This window comes from Shewanella sp. SR44-3 (genome assembly GCF_014163735.1).
Lineage (GTDB): Bacteria > Pseudomonadota > Gammaproteobacteria > Enterobacterales > Shewanellaceae > Shewanella.
In genome coordinates this window covers 112531-136634 of record NZ_JACJDV010000005.1, presented here as the reverse complement: position 1 = coordinate 136634, position 24104 = coordinate 112531, and the positions used below count along the sequence as shown (strand labels likewise).

General features: G+C 43.3%; 23 protein-coding genes. 8 read left to right on the top strand and 15 right to left on the bottom strand.

Features of this window, described 5'->3' with window-relative positions:
* Positions 1-126: 126 nt before the first annotated feature.
* From H5073_RS04770 to rplU, 7 genes are all read right to left on the bottom strand, one after another.
* The gene (locus H5073_RS04770) at positions 127-513 is read right to left on the bottom strand and encodes a DUF3718 domain-containing protein (protein ID WP_182677495.1); all 387 of its coding nucleotides are present in this window, start codon (positions 511-513) and stop codon (positions 127-129) included.
* Positions 514-591: 78 nt separating this feature from the next.
* Positions 592-1074 carry a type 3 dihydrofolate reductase gene (gene folA / locus H5073_RS04765; RefSeq protein ID WP_182677493.1) on the bottom strand — a complete coding sequence of 161 codons (483 nt, stop codon included), beginning with the start codon at positions 1072-1074 and terminating at the stop codon, positions 592-594.
* A gap of 23 nt (positions 1075-1097) precedes the next feature.
* Positions 1098-1565 (bottom strand): threonine/serine exporter family protein, encoded by a 468-nt coding sequence (locus H5073_RS04760; protein WP_182677491.1) that lies wholly within the window; start codon positions 1563-1565, stop codon positions 1098-1100.
* A complete protein-coding gene (locus tag H5073_RS04755; RefSeq protein WP_182677489.1) occupies positions 1565-2326 on the bottom strand; it encodes a threonine/serine exporter family protein in 762 nt (253 codons plus the stop codon). Before H5073_RS04755 ends, H5073_RS04760 begins: the two co-directional genes overlap by 1 nt.
* Positions 2327-2350: 24 nt before the next feature.
* On the bottom strand, positions 2351-3517 hold the full coding sequence (cgtA, locus tag H5073_RS04750) for an Obg family GTPase CgtA (RefSeq protein WP_182677487.1): 1167 nt from the start codon (positions 3515-3517) through the stop codon (positions 2351-2353).
* A 242-nt stretch (positions 3518-3759) separates the two neighbouring features.
* Complete coding sequence (gene rpmA, locus H5073_RS04745; protein WP_011497353.1) at positions 3760-4014, bottom strand: 50S ribosomal protein L27; 255 nt, start codon at positions 4012-4014, stop codon at positions 3760-3762.
* 16 nt (positions 4015-4030) lie between these two features.
* Positions 4031-4342 carry a 50S ribosomal protein L21 gene (gene rplU / locus H5073_RS04740; protein WP_011790452.1) on the bottom strand — a complete coding sequence of 104 codons (312 nt, stop codon included), beginning with the start codon at positions 4340-4342 and terminating at the stop codon, positions 4031-4033.
* A 359-nt stretch (positions 4343-4701) separates the two neighbouring features.
* Between rplU and ispB the strand changes: the two genes are divergently transcribed.
* Positions 4702-5673, top strand: coding sequence for an octaprenyl diphosphate synthase (gene ispB, locus H5073_RS04735; RefSeq protein WP_182677485.1), 972 nt, complete (start codon positions 4702-4704; stop codon positions 5671-5673).
* A gap of 380 nt (positions 5674-6053) precedes the next feature.
* Here ispB and ung read toward each other — a convergent pair whose 3' ends face one another.
* The 3 genes from ung to H5073_RS04720 all read right to left on the bottom strand — a co-directional run bounded on the left by ung (position 6054) and on the right by H5073_RS04720 (position 10071).
* Positions 6054-6719, bottom strand: a complete 666-nt coding sequence (gene ung / locus H5073_RS04730; RefSeq protein ID WP_182677483.1) for a uracil-DNA glycosylase — start codon at positions 6717-6719, stop codon at positions 6054-6056.
* 44 nt (positions 6720-6763) lie between these two features.
* On the bottom strand, positions 6764-7381 hold the full coding sequence (locus tag H5073_RS04725) for a LysE family translocator (protein ID WP_182677481.1): 618 nt from the start codon (positions 7379-7381) through the stop codon (positions 6764-6766).
* Positions 7382-7506: 125 nt separating this feature from the next.
* Complete coding sequence (locus H5073_RS04720) at positions 7507-10071, bottom strand: TonB-dependent siderophore receptor (RefSeq protein WP_182677479.1); 2565 nt, start codon at positions 10069-10071, stop codon at positions 7507-7509.
* A 377-nt stretch (positions 10072-10448) separates the two neighbouring features.
* On the opposite strand from H5073_RS04720, the gene H5073_RS04715 reads away from it, so the two are divergent.
* The 5 genes from H5073_RS04715 to nadS all read left to right on the top strand — a co-directional run bounded on the left by H5073_RS04715 (position 10449) and on the right by nadS (position 16593).
* A complete protein-coding gene (locus H5073_RS04715) occupies positions 10449-11888 on the top strand; it encodes a sigma-54-dependent Fis family transcriptional regulator (protein ID WP_182677477.1) in 1440 nt (479 codons plus the stop codon).
* A 228-nt stretch (positions 11889-12116) separates the two neighbouring features.
* Complete coding sequence (ccoG, locus tag H5073_RS04710) at positions 12117-13577, top strand: cytochrome c oxidase accessory protein CcoG (RefSeq protein ID WP_182677475.1); 1461 nt, start codon at positions 12117-12119, stop codon at positions 13575-13577.
* Positions 13578-13743: 166 nt separating this feature from the next.
* On the top strand, positions 13744-15351 hold the full coding sequence (locus tag H5073_RS04705) for an AMP-binding protein (RefSeq protein WP_182677474.1): 1608 nt from the start codon (positions 13744-13746) through the stop codon (positions 15349-15351).
* A gap of 634 nt (positions 15352-15985) precedes the next feature.
* Positions 15986-16309 (top strand): type II toxin-antitoxin system RelE/ParE family toxin, encoded by a 324-nt coding sequence (locus tag H5073_RS04700; protein ID WP_310734227.1) that lies wholly within the window; start codon positions 15986-15988, stop codon positions 16307-16309.
* On the top strand, positions 16306-16593 hold the full coding sequence (gene nadS / locus H5073_RS04695; RefSeq protein WP_182677470.1) for a NadS family protein: 288 nt from the start codon (positions 16306-16308) through the stop codon (positions 16591-16593). The genes H5073_RS04700 and nadS overlap by 4 nt, the downstream gene beginning before the upstream one ends.
* A 450-nt stretch (positions 16594-17043) precedes the next feature.
* Here nadS and H5073_RS04690 read toward each other — a convergent pair whose 3' ends face one another.
* The 5 genes from H5073_RS04690 to H5073_RS04665 form a co-directional block, all read right to left on the bottom strand.
* Positions 17044-17418: a hypothetical protein gene (locus H5073_RS04690; protein WP_182677468.1), complete on the bottom strand. Its 375-nt coding sequence runs from the start codon at positions 17416-17418 to the stop codon at positions 17044-17046.
* Between the two features lie 186 nt (positions 17419-17604).
* A complete protein-coding gene (locus H5073_RS04685; protein ID WP_182677466.1) occupies positions 17605-18114 on the bottom strand; it encodes a hypothetical protein in 510 nt (169 codons plus the stop codon).
* Between the two features lie 588 nt (positions 18115-18702).
* Positions 18703-19191, bottom strand: a complete 489-nt coding sequence (locus tag H5073_RS04675; protein ID WP_182677465.1) for a hypothetical protein — start codon at positions 19189-19191, stop codon at positions 18703-18705.
* Between the two features lie 114 nt (positions 19192-19305).
* A complete protein-coding gene (locus H5073_RS04670) occupies positions 19306-19692 on the bottom strand; it encodes an isoprenylcysteine carboxylmethyltransferase family protein (protein ID WP_259394822.1) in 387 nt (128 codons plus the stop codon).
* 104 nt (positions 19693-19796) lie between these two features.
* Positions 19797-21584: an ABC transporter transmembrane domain-containing protein gene (locus tag H5073_RS04665; protein WP_182677463.1), complete on the bottom strand. Its 1788-nt coding sequence runs from the start codon at positions 21582-21584 to the stop codon at positions 19797-19799.
* A 168-nt stretch (positions 21585-21752) separates the two neighbouring features.
* Here H5073_RS04665 and H5073_RS04660 point away from each other — a divergent pair, with 168 nt between their 5' ends.
* On the top strand, positions 21753-22889 hold the full coding sequence (locus tag H5073_RS04660) for a methyltransferase (protein ID WP_182677461.1): 1137 nt from the start codon (positions 21753-21755) through the stop codon (positions 22887-22889).
* Positions 22890-23206: 317 nt separating this feature from the next.
* Entirely contained in the window at positions 23207-24100 is an 894-nt protein-coding gene (locus H5073_RS04655) for a universal stress protein (protein WP_182677459.1), read from the top strand.
* Positions 24101-24104: the final 4 nt, after the last annotated feature.

Genomic DNA, 24104 nt, shown 5'->3' with positions numbered 1-24104 from the left:
TTATTATCCCTACCTGAGGTTAAATAACATTTATTCCAAATTTAAACTAAAAATAAAGCCAAGTCAGTTTGACTTGGCTTTATTAACTATAAAGATTTAACTATGTATCAAAAAAGCTAACTCGTTCTAGTTACCTAATCTTTCTTTAATTGCAGCAGTAATTGGGCTAGCACCATGCCCGTTTGCATTGGCCCAATCTAAGATAGTCTTACCATCTCCTTCAGCAACACTTAGCTCATCAGCGCTTAAGCGCTTAGCAACATACTCGCCAACATCGCCAGCATTGGCTGCATAAGCAGTACGCAGAAGACTGACACCATCGCAAGAAATGCCAGTATAAATATTGCGCAATTTTGCACGACTTTCTTTCAGTTTTTTACGTAATCTATTCTTATCGTCAGATTTTACGTAATCACAAATGTTAGCAACTAATTGATCTGTATTTGCATGAACTGGGGCTGACACTGAAGATGCTGCGATCACAGCGGCGATCGCTATTGGCACTAAACGCATCTGACACTCCTTTATTATTCGGTGTTATTAAGAAAATGTAATACAAATTCTTGCTCAAGGGTAAAAAAGCCCCCTAATTTAACACTTTTTCACCAGAGTGTTAAAGCTATATTCTAATTCATTATCATTTGTTACATTTTCCGTTTGTATCGTTTGCCAATCTTGCTCGTTCCATAAAGGGAAAAAGGTGTCACCTTCAATATCTAACTTAATAAAGGTCAGATACATAATATCGGCCATGGGGAGAATTTCTGCGTAAAGCTGCCCCCCCCCCATCACGATCAACTCCTCACAATCACCGGCAAGCGCCTTAGCTTCTTCGAATGAAGATACACAAGAGACACCATCAATAACATAATCAGCTTGACGAGTGATCACAATATTATGCCTGCCTGGCAATGGCCGACCAATAGACTCAAAAGTTTTTCGGCCCATGACCACAGGTTTTCCTAACGTCATAGCCTTAAAATGGCGCAGATCTTCGGGAAGATGCCATGGCATCTGATTATCTTTTCCTATGACGCGATTATTTGCCATCGCAGCAATCAGGGCGATCCGCATTTTTTATCCTTACCTTTGTGGAATTAAATAATTGGACGTGTACGGTAATACACTAAGCTCGGCATGGCTAAACCTACAGCAAGCGCACCTAAAATAAATACCGTCTTAAGTCCATTAGTGATGACTGCCGCTGTGAGTTCAGCATCAATCTGTGGCTGGGATGTCATCTGCACCAAGGCTATCATGGTATTGAATGCGTAGGTACCTGGGATCATTGGAATTACGGCCGCCACTGAATACATTAGCGGCGGTGCCATATGTCGCTTGGCAAAGCCAATTGTTACTACGCCTATAATAGCTGCTGCAGCGAAGGTAGCCCATTCAATCGGCATAGCGATAGTGAGTAGCAGAGTGCGGCAACTATGGCCTATGGCTCCTGCCAGAGCGCAATAAGGTAGAAATCGTCGCGGAACATTAAACACCATAGCAAAACCCACAGCTGGGATTGCCGAAAAAAGCGCATCGTTAAGTAAAGTCAGCAATAAATCCATTAGAGAAATAAGCCTCCTAACTGCATCGCAATACTTATCCCGATAACAGATGCGAGCGTAAGCAAACTTGCATAAGCCCAACGAGAAATTCCCACCCCCATATGCCCTTTAACCATATCTGAAATGGCATTGATGAGTGGAAATCCAGGTACTAACATCAATACACAGGCAGCCATAGCAATCTTAGGGGTTTGAGTTAACGGAATAAGGTAGCCACTTTGGGCCACCATGGTGGTAATAAATGCGGTTACAGCAAAATTGACTAATGGATTAAAATGCCCTTTCGCTAAACTTAGTCGCACAGCCATGCCTATGGCTGATGCAATGAATGTGATCACGCTGGCAGCAATATCGCCACCAAATAAATGACAAAAGCTGGCACAAGATAGGCCAATCATAAACACAACCAGCTTTGCGGGATAGGTTCTAGGCGTGATACGAGCTAAACGGCGGCGAACTTCATCAGCACCATAAATGCCTTTTTCAGCCAAAATACAGATACGTTGTAATTCACAGACAATCATCATGTTTAAACCATGATCGCGAATACGACGAGTGGTGGTTATACAACGGCCATGAACTAGGCTAGTGAGCACTAACGAATTTGAGGAAAGTGATAATTCAACACTAGCAAGGCCTAAGGCTTTACCAAGACGCTGACTGATCTCTTCAATAAGTTCAGATTCAGCGCCATAGGCCAAGAGTAGCTGCGCGGTGCGAACTACTAAGCGTGTAATATCATTTTGAGTTTCTGTATACACACTTATCTCATGGTAAGTAAATGACTACCTTTGATAAATAACTTCGACATCGTAATCGTCGTCATCAAAATCATCATCAAAATCATCATTGTAATCTTCATTAACTGATTCTGCGTTAGCTTCGTGGTAATTATCCCACTTAAACTCAACTTCGCTGTCAGGATCAATACTTTCATCCACAGGAGGAAGACTGGCAATATAATCCAACAGTTTAAGACTCAATTCCTTAGTACCAATGCGATTAAAGGCTGACATGGTATAGACATCACCCTGCCAATCCATTTCCGCAACTATGGCATCAACTTTAGCCTGAAGCTCTTCTTCTAGCATTAAATCTGTCTTGTTAAAGACTAACCAACGCGGCTTAGCAGCAAGCTTAGGTGAATATTTTTCAAGCTCGGCAACAATAGCTCTTGCCGCTTCTGCAGGAGAACTGCCATCAATAGGCTCGATATCCAAAACATGCAGCAATACACGGCAACGTTCTAAGTGCTTAAGGAAACGAATACCAAGACCGGCACCATCAGATGCACCTTCAATCAAACCTGGAATATCTGCAATAACGAAGCTTTGACCTGGACGAGGATTAACTACGCCAAGGTTAGGCACCAAAGTCGTAAACGGGTAATCTGCAACTTTAGGCGTTGCTCTTGATACTGCACGTATAAAGGTGGATTTACCCGCATTAGGCATGCCTAATAAGCCAACATCAGCAAGCAGCAACAATTCTAACCTAAGCGAACGCACTTCGCCTGGCGTACCTAAAGTTTTTTGACGTGGCGCACGGTTAGTACTGCTTTTAAAGCGAGTGTTGCCTAAGCCATGGAAGCCACCTTTTGCAACGAGCAACTTTTGGTCATGAACCGTCAAATCGCCAATAAGCTCTTGAGTTTCATCATCCACAGCACGAGTACCAACAGGAACTTTGAGGATCAGATCAGCACCGCCGTGTCCAGTACAATCACGACCACGGCCATTACTGCCACGTTCGGCCATATGAAAACGCTCAAAGCGATAATCAATTAAAGTGTTGTAGTTTTCATCGGCTTGCAGAAATACACTGCCGCCATCACCACCGTCGCCGCCATCAGGGCCACCATCAGGTACGTATTTTTCACGTCGAAAGCTAACGCAGCCACTGCCACCATCACCAGCCTCAACCCTAATACTTGCCTCATCAATAAACTTCATACCTACTCCTGACACCACTCAATCTGTAAATTATAACCCCAAATACATGGGATGTGCAGGAAAGCGCCGAAGATAGCAAACACCACAATATCGCCTACCGCATCTAATTGTTCTACAAGAAAAATTACACTCTCTTGCAGTTAAAATTTTTAATACCCCTGAGGAACAAACGCTCAATGGGATAAAGAAACACAAAAGCCCTACCGGAGGCAGGGCTTTCGAAGACTAGCTTTTGTAAAGAATTAAGCTTCGATACTAATAAACTTACGGTTATTAGGACCTTTAACTTCAAACTTTACTTTACCGTCTGATAATGCAAACAAAGTATGGTCACGACCAATACCTACGTTTACACCAGCGTGGAACTTAGTACCACGTTGACGAACGATAATGTTACCTGCTAGAACTGATTCACCGCCAAAGCGCTTAACACCAAGACGTTTACTTTCTGAATCGCGGCCGTTACGAGTACTACCGCCAGCTTTTTTATGTGCCATGAGTTAGACTCCTAAATTAAGCGTTGATCGCTGTGATTTTAACTTCGGTGAACCATTGACGATGGCCCATCTTCTTATCGTGATGCTTACGACGACGGAACTTAACGATAGTTACCTTTTCGCCGCGACCGTGGCTAACAACTTCAGCTACGACTTTACCGCCAGCAACTAAAGGAGCACCAACATGTACTGTCTCGCCGTCAGCGATCAATAACACTTGATCGAATTCTACGGTTGAACCAGTAGCAACTTCTAATTTCTCTAAACGAACTGTATGACCTTCGGCAACACGGTGTTGCTTACCGCCACTTTGAAAAACAGCGTACATAGCTATTTCACTCCAAATGACTAACACATCAGCTCACATCAGGTGAGGCATGAGTGCTAAAAAAACTTTAATGACAATGGGCGCGGAGTTTACGCGAAGAACATTGAACTGGCAAGACTTAAATGTAAAACAATAAAAAAAGCCATAATCGCTACGTCACTTATGTTAACAAATGCTGTCATGTGCAAGAATATTAGGTAAAATTTGCCTTATCGCAATTTCCTGACATTGAAGGATGTTATCCTAGCAGGAAATCTGTCACTGCAAATGTGATTATATTACTGACGGCATTATAAACAATATAAACTGGGGTCAATAGCAATTGTTACCCCATCGCCTAAAAATTACCAGAGACTACCATGGATTTAAACGCCATTCGTGAACTGGCTGACACTGATATGAAAGCAGTTGATCAGCTAATATACCAACAACTTGAATCTGATGTTGCCCTGATCAATCAATTAGCGTTTTACATCATCAAAAGCGGTGGTAAACGTCTTCGCCCCCTATTAACCGTATTGGCTTCAAGGGCAATGGGTTATGAAGGTGACAAACACTTAAAACTGGCCGCTATTGTTGAGTTTATCCATACTGCGTCTTTACTCCATGATGATGTTGTCGATGAATCCCTATTGCGTCGCGGCCGTGAAACCGCTAACGCACTCTTTGGTAATAGCGCCAGCGTACTCGTGGGGGATTTCCTCTACACTCGCTCATTCCAGATGATGACTGAGCTCGATAGCCTGCATGTACTAAAAGTGTTGGCTAACACCACCAATGTGTTGGCAGAAGGGGAAGTATTGCAGTTAATGAATTGCAATGATCCTGACACCACAGAAGACAATTACATGCGGGTAATTTACTGTAAAACAGCTAAATTATTTGAAGCGGCAACTTTGCTTGCCGGTGTATTAGCTGGAGCCAGTGAAACTGAACAAACGGCACTGGGTGAGTACGGCAAATTTTTGGGTACCGCATTTCAATTAACTGATGATTTACTTGACTACACCGCCAGTAGCGACGAGTTAGGCAAGAATATCGGCGATGACCTAGCAGAAGGAAAACCCACTCTGCCGCTTATTTTTGCCATGGAGCACGGTAGCAACCAGGCCAAAGCATTAATTAAGCATGCGATTGAACAAGGGGACGGCACTCAGGCTATCAATGAGATAGTTAACGCCTTAACTGATTCAGGTGCATTAGAGTACACCAAAAATAAAGCCATAGGAGAAGCTGAGAAGGCCATAGCAGCGTTATCTTGCATTAAGGCTAGTCCGTATAAGGACGCGCTAATATCCTTGGCTAATATCGCGGTAAATCGTAATAACTAAACCGAGCTAATGCGCTGATATAAACCCCAAACATAAAAAGGCCTAGATAACTCATTATCTAGGGCCTGTTGATCTTTCAAGGTTGTTTTTGCAGCGAATTGTTGGCCATTTATACAAGGCAGAGACTTTGAAGTGTAGTTATTCTACATAAAAAGTCGATAACGCTGTAGAAATGGCCAACAAACGCCGCCCAAAGGGTTCGGCTAAAAACCTTTTACTCTTTGTTGAATAGATTTTGCTTAGATGACTAGGCTTCAATCCATTCGCCTCGATTAAAACGTTTTTAACTCGAACAAAATTCAACCAGCAAAGATCAACAGGCCCTAGGCCTTTTTGTCATTAGTCGTTGCTAGTTTGGCTCTAACTCGGGGCTAAGCCACTTACACTTGCCAATCTATCGTTTTTTCGCCTTGTTTAATCAACAACGCATTAATGGCAGAGAAGTGTTTACAACCGAAAAAACCTCGATATGCCGAAAGTGGTGATGGATGAGGCCCCTGCAAAATAGTATGTTGAGACGCGGTAATTACCTTACCTTTTTTAATGGCATGCGCGCCCCAAAGTACAAATATAACTGGCGCATCACGCTCATTGAGGGCTATTAATACTTCATCGGTAAAGCGTTCCCAGCCCCATTTAGCATGGGAATGCGCCTTACCTTCTTCAACCGTCAATACAGTATTTAGCAGCAATATCCCTTGATCTGCCCAAGCCCTCAAATCGCCCTGTTCTGGCACACTAAAGCCTTCAATATCGTCTGCTAATTCTTTATAAATATTGGCCAAAGAGGGGGGGATCTTAATACCGTTAGAAACCGAGAAACATAAGCCGTGAGCTTGCCCTTTTCCATGATAAGGATCTTGCCCTAAAATCACCACTTTGACTTTATCGAAAGGGGTTTTCTTAAACGCCTCAAACACTTCTTCACTAGGTGGAAATACTTGAATCCCTTTTGCTCGCGCCCCAGCGACTTTAGCATCCAGGGCTTGAAAATAATCTTTACTTTGTTCCAGATCAATCAATGCCTGCCAAGATTTCATACACATGCCTCCCTAAGCCTTAAGCAATAACTACGCCCTAAGAAATCGAACTAAAACAAACGATAAAGAACATTAATTGCTAATACAATCAATACTATGCCTGATACCTTATCAATCAAGGCCGACTTAGCCCTTAATTTAGGCAACACAGAACCATGGGACAACAACATAGCGATTACTGTGTACCAAAGCCCGTCGATAATAAGCGGCGTTGCTACTATCAGTAACTGCCCAGAAGCGGTGTTGGCTGCCAGCACAAATTGACTAAACAGAGCGAGAAAAAATAACAAAATTTTAGGATTAAATAACGAAATCCCTAAGCCATCTCGGGCCGCTACTAATAAGCCGCTCTGGGACCTAGCTTCCAATTTTTGTTCTGACGCACCTTTAGAGCCTAATGCCTGCAACCCAAGCCAGGCCAAATACAACGCCCCTAATATAGCAATAATGTTAAATACTAAAGGCGCCTCTTTAAGTACTACGCCTAAACCTAACAAGGTCACTAATGCATAGAAACCTATCCCTATTGAGTGCGCCCAAGCGCAAACTATGCCATGTAATCGACCACCCGAAAGGGTATGGCGCACAACCATAGCCAAGCTCGGTCCCGGTGACATGGCCCCTAAACAACAAATGGCCAATAGCCCCAACCAAGTATCAATGCTCATTTACACTCTCAATTTCAATAATCTTATGAACTGTACATTATCCAGTAAAGGGCCATAAAAAAACCAGCCAATTTTGGCTGGTTTTTTATAGGCATTAATTTAACGAGCAATTTAGTAACATTAAATTAGAAGCGGTAATTTACACGGCCGTAGTAGAAACCACCGTTATAGTCGTATGGACCACTTTCATAGTACACGCCGCCAACTGCGCCCAGTACATCATCTTGTAGCTTTTGCGCTTCTTTATCAAAGAGATTATTAGCACCTACTGATAGAGTAATCGCATCGTTTAATGCATAACTGAACTCTAAATCTAAGGTCATAGCAGAGCCAACATCTTCAGACCAACCAGCATCTTCGCTGTCGGCATGAGTTGCAAAGTATTCACCAAAATAGTTACCACGGACGGACATACTTAAGTCATCCCAAGACTGGGCCCAAGTTAACGTTGCGCGATGTGCTGGAATGCCATCTTCTAAACGACGCACCTTAAAAGGTGTTGTAGTATCTGCATTGAACTTATCGACACTAGTGTCTGTCCAGCCATAAGCCAAACTTAACTTAGCATCACCAGAAAAAACTTCCATATTGTAGTTAGCAACAATATCGATACCTTGAGTCGTAGTATCAAAATCATTAGCATAATATGTCACTGTAGAAATCAACTCAGGGAACTCCACACCAGCGGCCCTTAACGCTGCATAATCTTGTGGCCTCACATCGATATCACTGGTCTGCGCTAGGCGCCCTTCAACTTCAATATTGTAATAGTCTAAAGTGAGGAAAAAATCTTCGTACTCATACACCAAGCCTACAGCATAGCTAACAGACTCTTCTGGTTGCAGTACTTTAGCACCATAAAATTGCGCTAAAGGATCAGAAGGTGGTGCAATGAAGCTCTGTACTAAATCACCATTTAAGATCTTAGTCTGTGTATTAACTACGTTTTCCTGACCTACCGTCGGAGCCCGGAAACCAGTACTGTGCGAAGCGCGGAATGACAATTCATCTGTAGCGATATATTGCGCTGTAATTTTATAGTTTAAAGTATCGCCGAAGGTTGAAAAGTCCTCATAACGTAGTGCAACACCAAGTAACCAGTCATCATTCAAATATGCTTCAACGTCAGTATAAAGACCTATGTTATTACGAGTATTTTTCCCCGCAGACTCAGGACCAAACCCTTTAAAACCGTGTGAACCTATATTAAATCCTTGCTCAGCATAGGGACCAGCAACCCAAGATGCCTCATCGCCTTGAGTAATCTTAAATGACTCTTCGCGCCATTCAAATCCTGTGGCAAAGCTTACATCTTCAATAGAGCCAATATTAACAAAGCGGGAGAAATCAATGTTAATGCTGGACTCATTTTGTGTATAAGCACCAGTATCAAAATCCGTTGGAGTTTCTAAACCTAGAGATGGGTTTAATGAATTTTTTAGACCGAAGCTTGCTTGGTTATTACCTGTGCCCGCACTGGCATCATAACTCCACTCACCTAGCTCACCTTTAATACCTGCCACAAAAGAACTATCTTCTATCTTACCAGCAAATTGAGGTGTATAGCCGCCCGGACGGATCTGGTTCATTGAGAAGCAGTTCTGGTCAGCAACCATGTCTTTATAAGCTTGAGTCGCAAGCACGTTAGGCACATTAGCAGCAACTGGCGCACAACTTGACTGAATACCGTTAACAGCCCCCACTAATAAGGTTTTACCTTCATCATTTGAGTACACTTGCCCACGATTATGGGGGTTACGGTAATAAAACCCTCCAACAGCATTACGTGAAGACATGTTACCAAATGCATACAAGCGAGTTGTATCGTTAAGCTCTAAGCCAGAGTTAACAAATACCGAAAAGTCATCACTAAGCTCAGGATTACCCCAAGTCTGTGCTGGATCTTGAATATAGCTATTTCCCGCAGCGGCTAAGGCTGCTGCATCAGGACGCTGAACACTACGACTGGTAGCATCAGCCATTTTGTATTGACCACTAATATTAATAAAGCCATCTTCAGTAAGAGGTAAGCCAATATTGCCATCTATAGTGGTTGAAGTACCATCTCCCTCGTAATACTCACCTTTTGAATAAGTCAGTGAGCCACCTTCACGATCATCTTTTAATACAAAATTCATTACACCTGCGATAGCATCTGAACCGTACTGCGCCGCGGCACCATCACGTAATACTTCAACCTGCTTTAAGGCTGAGCTTGGAATAACTGAGATATCAGGCCCCTGGGCACCGTCATTAATACCACCGCCTTGAAAAGCAATAACAGAAGCGCGGTGACGACGTTTACCATTGACTAAAATTAAGGTGCTATCTGAAGGGAGTCCACGTAAATTCACCGGACGAATAAGAGTTGCGGCATCACTAATAGGCTGGGCGCGAGAGTTAAAAGAAGGCACAGAAGTGACTAACATATCAATCATATCTGTAGAGCCATTTTTCTTTAGGTCATCACTGCTAATGATGTCAATAGGAACGGGGGAGTCACCAATTGATCGAGGGGCGGCACGGGTGCCTACAACTGCAATTTTTTCAACATTGTCTTTTTTCGCTTTAGTGTCAGTTTCTTCATCGGCAGCGTATGCACCTGTACTCAATAAAGTGCCTGTTAAGGCTAAAGAAACCGCTAAACTCAAGCTGCTTAAATCAAAATTATTTTTCTTTTTGGTCATCATCTATGCTCTCACTGCTTATTATTTTTTCAATAATTGTCCCTTAACCTACCCATGTGTCTGAGCTTAAAGAAAAAGAGTACAACCCACGAATGACTAAACGCCACAACAAGAACATTTCTATAACATATTTAAAACAAGATCCAACATTAAATAACAATTAATCAATCATCGCTGATGTGATGGCATTAATATCAGTGACTTAGATCACATATTAATTTCAATCTTTTTTCTCACTTTGACAAAAAATCTTGTTAATCAAGCATAAAGCATGCTGAATTAGCGATAGCTAAAATGTAAACTACAACACGATATTTCGTTAGTTTTCGCTAAAGGCTATACTGTCGTCATCAATCGCTTCCCTCGGATAGTCTTGCCTTATGTTCAGTCGTACTCAACCCAGTCCCACAGCACATTTCTTACCAGAGAACACCTTACTACTCGATGCCGTAGGCGAAGGAATTTACGGCTTCGACTTACAAGGTAATGCGGTGTTTATTAACCGCGCTGCTGAGCAAATGACTGGATGGCGTAATGCTGAATTATTAGGGAAAAATATCCATAACTGCCACCATCATAGTCATGCTGATGGCAGCCCTTACCCGCAGGAAAGCTGCCCCATATACCAAACCCTTAAGGATGGTATTGCCCGTGAAGTTAACCATGATGTGTTTTGGCGTAAAGACGGTAGCTGCTTTCCAGTATTTTACAGCTCAACTCCCGTCTATCAGGATAAGCTGTTGGTTGGCGTGATCGCGATATTTCGTGACATAAGCATGCAAAAGCAAACTGAGCACGCATTAAGGCAAGCTCTTAGTCAAGTTCAAGCCTTGTCTGAACAACTCACTCAAGAAAACCACTATCTGCAACAAGCCCTTGCTGACACTAATGGCAGTACTGGTATCGCAGGCAGTAGCCAAGTGATTCAGCACATGCTGCAACAAATTGCGCTTGTAGCTAACACAGACAGTACTGTGCTTATTTGCGGTGAGAATGGCACAGGAAAAGAGCTCGTCGCCCGCAACTTGCACCAGCAAAGCCGCCGACGAGACAAACCCATGATCAGCGTTAATTGCGCCGCATTTTCCCCCTCGCTACTAGAAAGTGAGCTTTTTGGCCATGAGAAAGGCGCTTTTACCGGTGCCAGCAGTAAGCGTAAGGGTAAATTTGAATTGGCACACTTGGGCACGCTGTTTCTTGATGAAGTTGCTGAACTCACCCCAGAAGCGCAATCCAAGCTATTGAGGGTTATTCAAGAGCAAGAATTTCAACGGCTTGGGGGCAGTGAAACCATAAAAGTAGATATTCGCTTAATTGCAGCCAGCCACCATGATTTACTGAAGCGGGTCGAACAAGGTCTATTCAGAATGGATCTCTACTATCGGCTCAATGTGTTCCCGATTAACGTGCCCGCCCTTCGTGAGCGCCTAGATGATATCGACGAGCTAGCCCAGCATATGCTGCAAAGCTTAAACAAAAAGCTCGCTAAAAAAATTCAGGGAATAAACGCTAAAGGTCTCAACAAGCTCAAAGCTTATCATTGGCCTGGCAATGTCAGGGAGCTGCAAAACATTCTCGAACGAGAGGCCATTTTATCTCAAGGAAACATGCTTGAAATTAACGCTATGCCTGCAAACAACGCTCTGTTAGTAGAGGATAGCCTAGTGAGCCTAGCCACGGCTCAGGCCAACCATATTAAGCACACCTTGATTGCGTTGAATTGGAAAATATCAGGCCCTCAAGGCGCCGCAAAAATACTGGGGTTACCGCCAAGTACTTTACGTTCTAAAATGCAAAAACTTGGCATTTTACGACCATAGATTGGCCAGAACCGGACAGTAAACAACCATGCTACACCTTAACCATGGTGCAGACTTGTGGTAAACACTAGAGGCCAAAGTCACGATATATCGACAGATGACGATATATCGTGGAGCGCAAAACAATTGCATTTATGAATACCATTAAAATTCATATAGATAAATAACCAATCGGATTGGCCTAGCTCTTGCTTTACCAGCATGTTGTTTCATTTTTAGGTAACCTGCATGTCGAGCCCAGTACCAGAGTCCTCCCAAGCTAATTCACAGAGAATAGCCGTAGTCCAAATTGAGTCGCCCGAGACGCCAATTAAGCTTAACCCGTCGAAATCTAAGCTTGAGTCATCGCCAAGCAATAAGAGTAAAATCCAATTTCGTGAACAAAAAGGTCCTTTTCAGCAGCTAAGAAGCTTACTGAACAGCTTACTGGTGCTGATTTTTTTCATGATCCCTTTCATTAATTATCAGGGGCGGCAAGCCATCCTATTTGATGTCGATAAACAGCAATTTCACTTCTTCTCACTGACCCTTTGGCCTCAAGATTTTACCTTGCTGGCTTGGGTATTGATTGCCGCAGCCTTTGGCTTGTTTTTTATTACCGTATTTTGGGGCCGAGTCTGGTGCGGGTTTTTATGCCCGCAAACTGCTTGGACCTTTATGTACGTGTGGATTGAATCTCGCATTGAAGGCAGCAGCAATAAACGCAAACTGTTAGATAAAGCCCCATGGACCAGCAATAAAATCCTTAAACGGAGCAGTAAACACGGCTTATGGGCCTTAGTCGCCTTACTGACAGGCTGCGGCTTTATCGGCTACTTTGTGCCAGCGCGGGAATTATACTTAGATATTTTCAGCCTAAATGCCAGTTTCTGGGTGAGCAGTTGGGTGTGGTTTTTCGCCATTTGCACCTATTTAAACGCTGGTTGGATGCGCGAGCAAATGTGCCTGCATTGCTGCCCTTATTCACGCTTTCAGGCGGTAATGTTTGATGGCAGTACTAAAACTGTCACTTATGATGCCGCCCGCGGTGAAAGCCGTGGCCCACGTAAGCGTAATCAAGCTACCGAGCTCGGTGATTGCGTTGATTGTAATCTGTGCGTCGATGTTTGCCCCACGGGCATAGATATACGTAACGGCCTGCAATATGAATGCATTAACTGCGGCGCCTGCGTCGATGCTTGTAACCAAACCATGGATCAATTTGGCTATCAGCCAAACCTGATTAGTTTTATCAGTGAAAATGAACTCAAAGGTGAAGCTAAACCCGTGTGGCGTTCTGGCCGATTTGTATCCTATGGCCTTGCTTTAGTGACGTTTGTGATTGTGACTTTAGTGGATTTATCCAGCATCAGTGAAATTCAGTTTAATATTCTTCGTGACCGCCAAAGCCTTTACCGCGAAGTGAGCGTTGCTGAGATAGAAAACACCTATCAACTAAGAATACGCAACAAAACCCAAACGCTGAAACACTACCGCATCAGCTTAGATAAGCCTGAGTTATTTGAATTAATGAGCCCGAGTGTTATCCACGTCTCTGCCGCCGAGCAACTCGAATACCCAATCACAGTGAAAGCTAAATTAGCAGACTTAATCCATGGCCGAGAAACACTTCAATTCAGTGTTATTGATATCAACAACCCAAAACAAAACGTGACTCAGAGTAGCAGCTTCTTTAGCCCAAGCTCATAGTTATCTCTACTGCTTGTTGGTACTCAATGAAAATGGATAGCCTAGGCTGTCCATTTTTATTGAGTCAATCCATTACGATGAAATACCATTGACCCTAACTAGCAAAGCACACTACTCTAAGGTGACACTGTTAACATAATAATCAAAAGCACTTTAAGGTGATAACATGACGTATGATGCTCAAACTCAAGTAGATTTATCTCAGTACACTTCCCTTGTTGACTTGATAGAGCAAACAACAAAACGCTATGGCGATAAAACCGCTTACCTCTGTTTAGACAAACCCAGCAGTTTTAACGACATAGAGCAAAGCTCACGTTATTTTGCATCTTACTTACAGAATAAAACCGATTTACAACCTGGTGACAGAGTCGCCATTCAGCTGCCCAACATTACTCAATTTGTTATTGCCGCCTACGGAGTTATCCGCGCAGGTATGGTGCTAGTAAACACTAACCCACAATACACAGAGCGAGAGCTTATCCACCAATTTAACGACTCAGGCGCAAAAGCTGTGGTGGTGCTGTCAGACTTACTGCCTATTCTTGCAAAAGTGGTCGCCAGCACGCCAATACAATACGTCATTTCAACCCACGCCGCCGATATGCTGGCGCCCCAAGTTCAGCCTAAAACCAATATCGACACTATAGAGTTTTTAAGTCTGCTTAAACAAGGCGCCGAGCTTGAGTTCGCCCCGGTTTATCCACAGCAAACTGCTTTGGCCGCACTGCAATACACAGGCGGCACCACAGGGTTATCAAAAGGCGCCATGCTCAGTCACGGCAATATGCTGGCTAATGCCTATCAAGTAAAATCTCGCATCGCCAATACCCTGACGCCAGGTGAAGATGTATTTATCGCCCCGCTGCCGATTTATCATATTTACGCCTTTATGGTGAATTTGGTGCTGTACTTTGAAACTGGCGCTTGCTGCGTGCTTATTCCAAACCCTAGGGACATTCCGGGGCTTATCAACACTATGGCAAAACAGCCATTCACAGGCTTTGCCGGTCTTAACACCCTGTTTGTCGCCCTTTGTCATCAAGAAGCTTTTAAAAAACTTGACTTTAGTCAACTTAAAATCACCATTTCTGGTGGCACAGCGCTCACCAGCGCCGCCGCAGATGCATGGCAACACACCACAGGTTGCATGGTGTGCGAAGGTTATGGTTTGTCTGAAACCTCCCCAGTCGTGTGCCTTAATGCTTCTGGTTTTCAGCGCCTTGGCACCATAGGCAAGGCAGTGATAGCCACTGAAGTGATGATACTGGATGCCAATGACAAGCCAGTGCCTGTGGGCGACACAGGCGAGCTTGCGGTGCGCGGGCCGCAGGTAATGAGTGGTTATTGGCAGCAAGCCGCTGAAACGGCCAAAGTGATGACTGACCAAGGTTATTTTAAAACTGGCGATATCGCGCTGGTCTCCGAAGATGGTTTTTACACTATTGTTGATCGCAAAAAAGACATGGTGATAGTCTCAGGTTTTAACGTCTACCCCAATGAAGTAGAAAACATCCTCGCCACCCATCCATTAGTATTAGAAGCCGCCGTCGTCGGCGTGCCTGATGAGCACAGCGGCGAAGCCGTCAAAGCTGTTATCGTGCTCAAGGACCCAAGCTTAGACCCTCAAATAGCCAAAGCAGACATAGAAGCTCACTGCCGCAAGCAACTGACCGGCTACAAAATACCTAAGATCTTTGAATTTAAAACCCAGCTGCCTAAAAGCACAGTGGGAAAAATCCTCAGGCGCGAGCTAAGACAAAGCAATAGCTAAGCTAATCTAAAAATCTAGGTAGTTGGTGAACCCTTACAATAAAGCAACGAGAGCCTAGACTTTAAAGCCTAAAGAAAAAGCCAGCATTCCCATGTTGGCTTTTTACTTTTTGCCTCTGATTGATACTGCCAAGACAGATATTGCGATTAAGAGAGTACTTAAACTCCAGCATACAGGCTCGCTATGGTCGATTTTTTACAAGAAGTCACCGACACCCAGCGTTTTACTTTTGATTTAAACCAGAATTGAACCAGAGTTAAATCAGAGTCATCTGTGGGTCGGACCGTCGGCTCGCAACTCTTATGGTGTAGCGGCATGGTTCACCTCTTAGCATTTGTGTATCTGTTAGCCTTGAAGATTACAAACCATTCTTTACTATCAGGCTATATCTCCAGTACTCAGACCAAACTCATTTTGGACGACAGCCCGTTAGCCAAAAGCGATTATGGGATGTCAGGGTTAAGCTGCATAAGCTAGTGAATCACGCTAGGCAAGTCTGTTTCATTGAAAAAAGTATCCCCAAGAGTGATCCTAAATAGCAATGATAAACGGCCCAGTGTTGATTACAGCAATGCAAGGGTGTACACTGTACACTTAAAAGATGGCATAAGGATTTTGATTAGTGAGCCATGCTATTGAGTTTGTCGAAACCTCGATCTTTACAAGACAGATCAAGGAACTTGCAACAGATGACGAACTAAAAAATTTGCAAGCAGAGCTTATTGCTCAGCCTGATAAGGGCGATATTATCAGAGGTACGGGCGGCCTACGAAAGGTTAGAATGGCAGTAGGTAACAAGGGTAAGAGTGGTAGTGTACGGGTGTTATACGTCCTTACTCACGCCGACAAGATTTACCTTGTGCTAGCTTATCCTAAATCAGTTAAAGATAGCCTAACTGAGGAAGAAAAGTCCAAGTTAAAACAAATAGTTCAATCACTTAAAGGAGAGGGAAAATGAGTATATTTAACGAGCTTCAAGCCTCCCTTGAAGAAGCTGTAGAAATTCATCATGGTCTCAAAAAAACCGCCAGAATAACCCGTTATGAGGTTGCCGACGTTAAGGCAATCCGTGAAGATCTACTTAAGGTTACTCAGGTCGAATTTGCTGCCGCGATGGGGGTCAGCTTAGACACCATTAAAAGCTGGGAGGGCAAACGTCGCAATCCTGCAGGATTAGCAGCAAAAGTGCTTGCTACTATTCAGGATGATCCCAAAATCTACGCAGCTCTTGCCGCTCACTAATATTCAAAGGCCCCTCTTGAGCCTTTGAACTAATTAAGTTAGTCCCTATCAGAATCGCACTTTGTACATTTAACATCACTTCAACCATCACTTTGAAAGCAATTTTTGATTAAAATAGTATCCATGAATCACTCTGGGCCAGAGTGATTCACTAGCTCATTTTTTGACATTTTCGAACTAAGCTTTTAGCTCGAATGAGTAAGTTTTGGATTAAGATTTCTAGGGGTAACGCCCGTCTAACCAGCGAAAAATGCTTAGCTAAAATTAGCGATGAAGAAGCGCAAGCACAAGTGAACTGTTTAACACCACACCAAACAGATCGTATTCTCGATCTGCCATTTAGTTAAGAAAGATCACTATTAAAGGTAGGTCCCGGGCTACTCACGTAAACAAGAGATACACTTGACTCATTCTGGACATAAGTAGAACGCGGCTTCGCGCGACCTATCCTTATTGTATTTCTTTGTATCCTATTTGCACTTTGCATTTACCAGAAGCCGTAAAACCATAACCTTTATAACCTACGTCCTGTTTAACCCATGGCATATACCAAAATATTTGATTGTATTGCCTTACTTCTAGGTGAACTTTATTTCCCGCCAACTCAAAGCTTAAAAAAGTAGCATATTCATTGGAAGGTGGACGCTTTGATGAATCAGAAGCATTTAGTAAACACCTCAACGCCTCACCTGTGATTTCTAGCTTTTCAGAGGTTGGTGTTGGTTCTTCTGTAATTTTGGATACAACATAGTATTCAATAGGTTTTTGAACTTCAGTAAGTTCAGACTTGAATTTTTCGAAGCTTTCTTGAGAAGCTTGATTCACAGTTATCACGTTATAAATAACGTAACAAAAGAACAATGGAATTAACCACCACGGCGCAGTAGACCTCTTCCACCAAGGCAAGTGCTTCTCCTCAGGTTTAGTTATTATGCTGATACTCATAAGAAATATAACACCAAAAGCAAGCGTGCCAGTTTATGGCGTCGCTCTGCCTTTTCTTGTTAGAACTCATTGCACAAATATCCCAGGTGCAGGCGAAAAGCCCTTTGTTTGTACTTTTAACAGTTCAGCCAAACCATTTACAACATCAGAATTATTTTCGTATTCTTTTTGCCAAGCTCTAACTCCTTCACATATCTCAGAACAAAATGATTGGAGGTTTAATAAAAGAACATCATTAAACATACACTTATGTGAGCCTGTTGTAGAAAATGTAAATTTAGATACAACTTCTCTAGCCCGTTGACGAGTTACATCATCTGTACCTTCGTGAAGAAACGCACAACGTAATGCATAACTATCAGATGCTGATAAAAATGTAAAACCCTCACCATGAAAAGGACTTTCATAATGATGGTACATGTATTTATTGAACCATTTTTCAAAACGCTTTTGGGAACCCAACTTAGGATTATTTAGCCGCCCACAAATATCTGGCAATGTAATAGCTAAAGTTAAAGCCGCATACCAATTTTCAATTTCAATACTTTTTTCTATTGATTCAACGAAACGATCCATAGTCCTCCCTTGAGTTCTAACGAGCCTGTAGAATTACTCGTTTTCTTGTAATTTATTATTGAAATAAACATTAACTGACTTTCAGTAGTCATTCAACTGAAACCACTGTTTTCATTGATAATATTTATTGCATCGAGTTTTGGTGAGTTTGATGAACTTTTGCAGGCGGTTACGGAGGGAAATACAGCGACAAATTACTCCCAAAAGTCTATTAACCCAGACTATGTCTTAATTTTTCAATGTTATGCACCAGAGAATACATTTGCCATTGGCTACTCACCTTTTCCTGCCTTCGTAAGGCGAACTTATTCATGCCCTTATTGACTGAAACTCTGCCATATAGGCTTGCCATGGTCGATTTGTTTTACAAGAAGTCACCGACACGTAGCGTTTTACTTTTGATTTAAATCAGAGTCAGATGTGGGTCGGACGATCGTCTCGCAAACACTCATAACTCACCTTTTCAGTTTATGTGTAACTCTATGATTTAAAGAGTAAGTACCAAATATAATTTGGGTGGATCGTAAAATTATACTTTGAGCAGTATTTTTGTATCACAGATGCCAGAGATCAGATAAAAGAGGCTTATTAAGTCTTTTCATTATGTCTCACAAGAAGTAAGTTAAATGCGCCGATCTCGTCACCTGCTTTTACAAGGTTTCTGAAAATGTACTTACCATCAAGTGTGGATGAGTTGACTTTAAGAAGAGCAGAACCAAAAGATAATTCTTTATTGCTTATCGTTCTACATTTAAGCGATAAAAATCCTTCCCAAATTTCCCCCTGCACGGTCATGTTTGTAATCTTTTCTTGCTCACCACTTTTTAGCTTTAGCACATTAAATGTTCCGACTAAATCATGTGCATTTTGCTTTAGTGACATTGAAAAATTAAAAGCAATTTGGTCAGAGTGTTTCCACTCTCCAGACCAATCGCCAGACACGTCGATTCCTTTGTAGGCAATTCGTTGATAAGCAGGAATAATTATCCGTTTGATCATTAGAGAAAACCAATACAGAAATGCTGCTGTTACAATACCTGAAACCACGCTTAAAATAATTACTCTTATTTCTTCCATTCTATTCTCATAGTAATAAATCGAATTCGTCATTATAAAACAATAACATACTCCACTTTCGACATGCGCTCAAGCAGGATTCAACAAGATGAATCCTGCTTGTTGAACCATCATTTACAGCCAGCGTCTCACTTTGGCTTGGTACTGTAAAAACGCTGTGCCAAACACATTCAGCAGTGCACTTTCTTTGGGTTTAATTTGAAAGCGGTTCATATAAACAACAAACACTAGGGCACCGATTAAGGTCAAAGGGCTGGCAAGAAACACGGCCCAGCCAAGCAGCATGCTCAGTAATCCTAAATACATGGGGTTGCGAGTGAACCGATAAATTCCGCTATCCACCAAGCTTGATGCTGAGTTTGGTGTGGTGGGATTAACCGTAGTATTGGCCCGCATAAACGATGTAACCCCAGCAAGCGCAACGGCAATGCCAACAGCGGCAAACATGGTGCCTATGAACAGCCGCACAAAGAATGTGAGTGCTATTACAGGTGTTATCAAAGAGAAAGCCACATCAGAAGTGCCACAAGTAGCATCACGGCAACGGGCGGCACTTTAAGCTCAAGTGACGGCATAATATGAAACTCCTCTAGCTAAAAAAATCGTTAAAGCGCTTCGAGAATAGGCTTAGGCTCAGTAAGCAGTTGCAAACTGGCAAACTCGCGGTACAGCTCACTGGTCTGCATCAAGGTTTGATGATTGCCAGTGGCGACTACGCAGCCTTTATCTAACACGATAATGCGATCCACATTGATAACCGTTGCTAAGCGATGGGCGATAACTAAACTGGTGCGACCCTGCATTAAGGTATCCAAGGCTTGCTTGACCTTATCTTCATTAATGGCGTCCAAGGCACTGGTGGCTTCATCCAGTAATAGCAAAGGTCTGTCGGCAAGTATGGCTCTGGCAATGGCGATACGCTGCTTTTGACCGCCGGATAAACGCACCCCGCGCTCGCCTAAATAGGTTTGGTAACCGTCTTTAAATTCTGTAATAAACTCGTGTGCTTTGGCCGCTTCACAGGCCGCTATTACCTCTTCTTCTGTAGCATCTGGCCTGCCGTAACGCACGTTTTCCAATACGTTGTGGGCAAAAATCACCGACTCTTGCGGCACTAATGCGTATTGGCTGCGAAGCTCTTTAAGGCTAAGTTCTGCGATATCTACGCCATCGAGTTTAATGCTGCCTGCATCTAGGCGGTAAAAGCGCAGTAACAATTCAAACAAGGTGCTCTTGCCTGCGCCACTTGGGCCAACCAAGGCGACTCGCTCTCCAGGTTTTAAGGTTAAATTAAGCCCTGAAATGGCTTTTTGATCTTGGCTTGAAGGATAAGAGAAGTGCACATTTTCAAGGCTGAGAGCCCCGCTTAACTTAAGCTCGGTTTTGCTTGGCAGACGTTTAGGGCTTTCAAGTTCTGGCAAATCCACTGGGGTGTTGGCAAGCTCGATTAAACGCTCGGCGGCGCCGGAGGCGCGCTGAATTTCACTGAAGACCTCACTGATGGTCGCCACGGCCCCTGCAACCATAACCGCATAAAACATAAAAGCCGACAGCTCGCCGCCTGTGATAGCGCCGCTGACCACATCTTTGGCGCCCACCCAAGTCACGCAGGCGATAGCGCCTATGCTCAATAGCATCACAGATGAAATTAGCAGCGCGCGATAGCCAATTCTAGCTTTGGCCACCAGCATCACGGCTTCGACTCGCTCAGAAAACAATTGCCTGTCTTTATCTTCATGGGTGTAAGCCTGCACTGTGTGGATTTCATGCAAGGTTTCATCGATATAGGCCCCGAGATCGCCGACTTTATCTTGGCTTTTACGGGATAACTCACGCACTTTTTTACCGAGTATGGCCACTGGCGCCAACACTAATGGCACCGCCAATAATACCAACAAGGTGAGTTTCACGCTGGTAAAGCCCATCATCACCATGCCGCCAATCACAGTCACGCAGGAGCGCAGCGCCATGGATAAACTGGCCCCCACCACGCTTTGCAGCAAAGTAGTGTCGGCGGTAAAGCGCGAGATCACTTCCCCTGTGCGCTGGGATGCAAAAAAGTTAGGCGATAACGACAATAAATGCCGGTATACGGTCAAGCGAATATCGGCGCTCACCCGCTCTCCAAGCCAAGTCATTAAATAAAATCGAAAGAACACCGCAGTGCCGCTGACTAAGGTTATCAGTAAAATAAACACCATGATTTCATTTAAACGGTCAGCATTGTCAGCCATAAAGCCTTCATCCACCATTAACCGTACCCCTTGGCCTAGGGATAACCACGCCAGTGAGCCTAAAAATAAAAAGATGATTGCAGCCACGACTCGCCAGCGATAGGGGCGTAAAAAACTGCTTAACCAAGGAATTACAGCAACGGATTGTGAGGTGTTCAAGCGCGATCCTTTCTCAAAAAATAACAACACATAAAGACTAACCCAAATACTAACCTAAAAAGCCAAGATTAACTGCAGGTAAAAGGTTACTAATCATTTATGACGATGCTCGCCTAGACTGAGGATATCTGAGATAATCTGCCGCTGATTTTTATAAGGTATTTTCCAATGACAAAGCCATTTTCAACTGCGGGGCTCTCCCTTGAGCTATTACGCTATCCCAGCCACCAAGTATCAAACCTTCAAGCTTGGGATGCCGCAGATGAACATATCATTCGAGTCCTTGATGAAAATGCCGTTACTCCTGTGCCTTGTGCCATCATTAACGACAGTTTTGGTGCCTTAAGCTGCGCCCTTATGCGTATGGACTCAAGCTGGCCCTTAGCCGTGATTTCAGACGCTAAGACCAGCCAATTAGGCGCAAAGGAAAATTTAACTCGTAATCAACTAGATGCGGGTGGTATCGAGTGGCTAACCAGCCGTGAGCCTTTGCCTCAAGACTTAAGCTTAGTGCTGATGAAGCTGCCTAAAAACTTAGCTTATTTTGCTCAGCAATTACGAAGCCTTTCTCAAGTTTTACCCCAAGGGACTCAAGTTTGGATTGGCGCTAAAGCCAAGTCCATTAATCCGGCACTTATCAAATTATTGGCTGAGCATTTGGGCCCCGCCAGCGCCAGCCTTGCCTGGAAAAACACCCGAGTTATCACTTGCATCACCGATGGTCGTGTTCGTTCGCAGCCTAAAGCTATCACTTGGTCGGTGCCAGAGTATCAGCTTGAAATCTCAAACTTAAGCAATGTGTTTGCCGCTAATAAGTTAGATATTGGCGCCCGTATCATGCTGGAAAATATGCCCAAGGGTGAGTTCAACACCATAATCGATTTAGGCTGTGGCAATGGTGTTTTGGGCCTTCGCGCCGCGAGCTTGTACCCAAAAGCTAAACTACATTTTATTGATGACTCAGAAATGGCCGTGGCATCAAGCCAAGCCAACTGGGCGTTAAATGGTTTAGACAGTGCCCGGGGCGAGTTTCATTGGGATGACTGCATGAGCCATTTAGATGAAACCGTGCAGCCGGATCTGGTCTTGTGCAACCCGCCGTTTCACCAAGGCGAAGCCATCACAGATCATATCGCTTGGCAGATGTTTAATGACGCCAAGCACAGGCTTGTCAGTGGCGGCATGCTGCACATTGTCGGCAATCGTCACCTTAACTATCACGTTAAGCTAAAACGCTTATTTGGTAACTGCACCACAGTGGCCTCTAACGGTAAATTCGTTATTTTACAATCAATTAAAAATTGACTTTGATTCAAGTTTCGGCCAGAACGCTTCAGTGATGGCCGAATGACGCCAGCCCTTTTGTTCCCAGCTTTCCCTTGCGACTTCGAGTTCAATCGAAGGGTTATTATTCAACTGAATTCCCCTTAGCAAATAATCAGTGATCTGGATCACTTATCGCCGATATAGTTGTTTTTTCATTCAGAGGTTACTGTTTCGCTTTTACTTCCATGTTATTATTTTTGTCAATTAAAACCTTTTATTTCTACTGCTTAAGTTAAAACGAGTAGTAAAGCAATCGGTTTTACTGCATATAAAACAACTCAGAAGGAACCGCTGACATGGATAAAATACTGGTTATTGCCGATCCCTTAACGCAGCTGCAAAACGCGTTCATTAAAGCCTTGTCTTTAGCCCATAGCTCCTGTGCTAGCATCCATGTTGCTGCAGTGTGTTATGAATCCTTCGCCGAACTTAATGATTCAGATTTTGATAGCGGCAGTATTAAAGAAAAAATAATCCAACAACATAAAGAGTTTTGGCAAAAACAAATTAACCAATACGACTCAAACCTCACCATAGATGTTGAAGTTGTCTGGCATAAGCAATTGCACGATTGGGTAATTAAAGAATGCAGCGCCAATAAATACGACTTGATTGTAAAAACGGGTCATCGCAGTGAAACCAGCTTTTACACTCCCACAGATTGGATGCTATTTCGTGATTCACCTATTCCTGTCTACGTGGTTGAGCCTCAAAAACATAAGTGTGAAAAAGTGGTACTGGTTGCCCTTGATGCCTTAGCCAAATCCACCGAAAAGCAAGTGCTTAATAGCCAGCTTTTAGAGTCGGCATTTCGCTTAGCGGTACAAACTGATGCCAAGCTGCACTGCGCTTATGTAATAAAAATCCCAACACTATTGAAGGATTTAGACTTGGTTGACCCAAAGACCTATACCAATAAAATCAAAGTCCGTGCTCAAGCAAATATGGATACACTACTGGCTGACTACGACATAACTAAAGAGTGTGTTCACATTCTCGAGGGGGAACCTTGGGGCGTATTAGCTAACCTTTCCAAAAAACTTCATAGCCAATGTTTAGTGGTTGGCTCCATGGGACGCAAAGGCATTATGGGTAAATTAGTGGGCAATACCGCAGAAAAAATTATCCATGTGGCCCACACAGATTTACTTGTTATAGGTCCAGATGTAGACAGTAAATCGCTACTTTAATTGA

Coding starts and splice junctions, on each gene's coding strand:
- H5073_RS04770 (WP_182677495.1), bottom strand. CDS start 513: ATGCGTTTAGTGCCAATAGCGATCGCCGCTGTGATCGCAGCATCTTCA.
- folA (WP_182677493.1), bottom strand. CDS start 1,074: ATGCGGATCGCCCTGATTGCTGCGATGGCAAATAATCGCGTCATAGGA.
- H5073_RS04760 (WP_182677491.1), bottom strand. CDS start 1,565: ATGGATTTATTGCTGACTTTACTTAACGATGCGCTTTTTTCGGCAATC.
- cgtA (WP_182677487.1), bottom strand. CDS start 3,517: ATGAAGTTTATTGATGAGGCAAGTATTAGGGTTGAGGCTGGTGATGGT.
- rpmA (WP_011497353.1), bottom strand. CDS start 4,014: ATGGCACATAAAAAAGCTGGCGGTAGTACTCGTAACGGCCGCGATTCA.
- rplU (WP_011790452.1), bottom strand. CDS start 4,342: ATGTACGCTGTTTTTCAAAGTGGCGGTAAGCAACACCGTGTTGCCGAA.
- ispB (WP_182677485.1), top strand. CDS start 4,702: ATGGATTTAAACGCCATTCGTGAACTGGCTGACACTGATATGAAAGCA.
- ung (WP_182677483.1), bottom strand. CDS start 6,719: ATGTGTATGAAATCTTGGCAGGCATTGATTGATCTGGAACAAAGTAAA.
- H5073_RS04725 (WP_182677481.1), bottom strand. CDS start 7,381: ATGAGCATTGATACTTGGTTGGGGCTATTGGCCATTTGTTGTTTAGGG.
- H5073_RS04720 (WP_182677479.1), bottom strand. CDS start 10,071: ATGATGACCAAAAAGAAAAATAATTTTGATTTAAGCAGCTTGAGTTTA.
- H5073_RS04715 (WP_182677477.1), top strand. CDS start 10,449: ATGTTCAGTCGTACTCAACCCAGTCCCACAGCACATTTCTTACCAGAG.
- ccoG (WP_182677475.1), top strand. CDS start 12,117: ATGTCGAGCCCAGTACCAGAGTCCTCCCAAGCTAATTCACAGAGAATA.
- H5073_RS04705 (WP_182677474.1), top strand. CDS start 13,744: ATGACGTATGATGCTCAAACTCAAGTAGATTTATCTCAGTACACTTCC.
- nadS (WP_182677470.1), top strand. CDS start 16,306: ATGAGTATATTTAACGAGCTTCAAGCCTCCCTTGAAGAAGCTGTAGAA.
- H5073_RS04685 (WP_182677466.1), bottom strand. CDS start 18,114: ATGGATCGTTTCGTTGAATCAATAGAAAAAAGTATTGAAATTGAAAAT.
- H5073_RS04675 (WP_182677465.1), bottom strand. CDS start 19,191: ATGGAAGAAATAAGAGTAATTATTTTAAGCGTGGTTTCAGGTATTGTA.
- H5073_RS04660 (WP_182677461.1), top strand. CDS start 21,753: ATGACAAAGCCATTTTCAACTGCGGGGCTCTCCCTTGAGCTATTACGC.
- H5073_RS04655 (WP_182677459.1), top strand. CDS start 23,207: ATGGATAAAATACTGGTTATTGCCGATCCCTTAACGCAGCTGCAAAAC.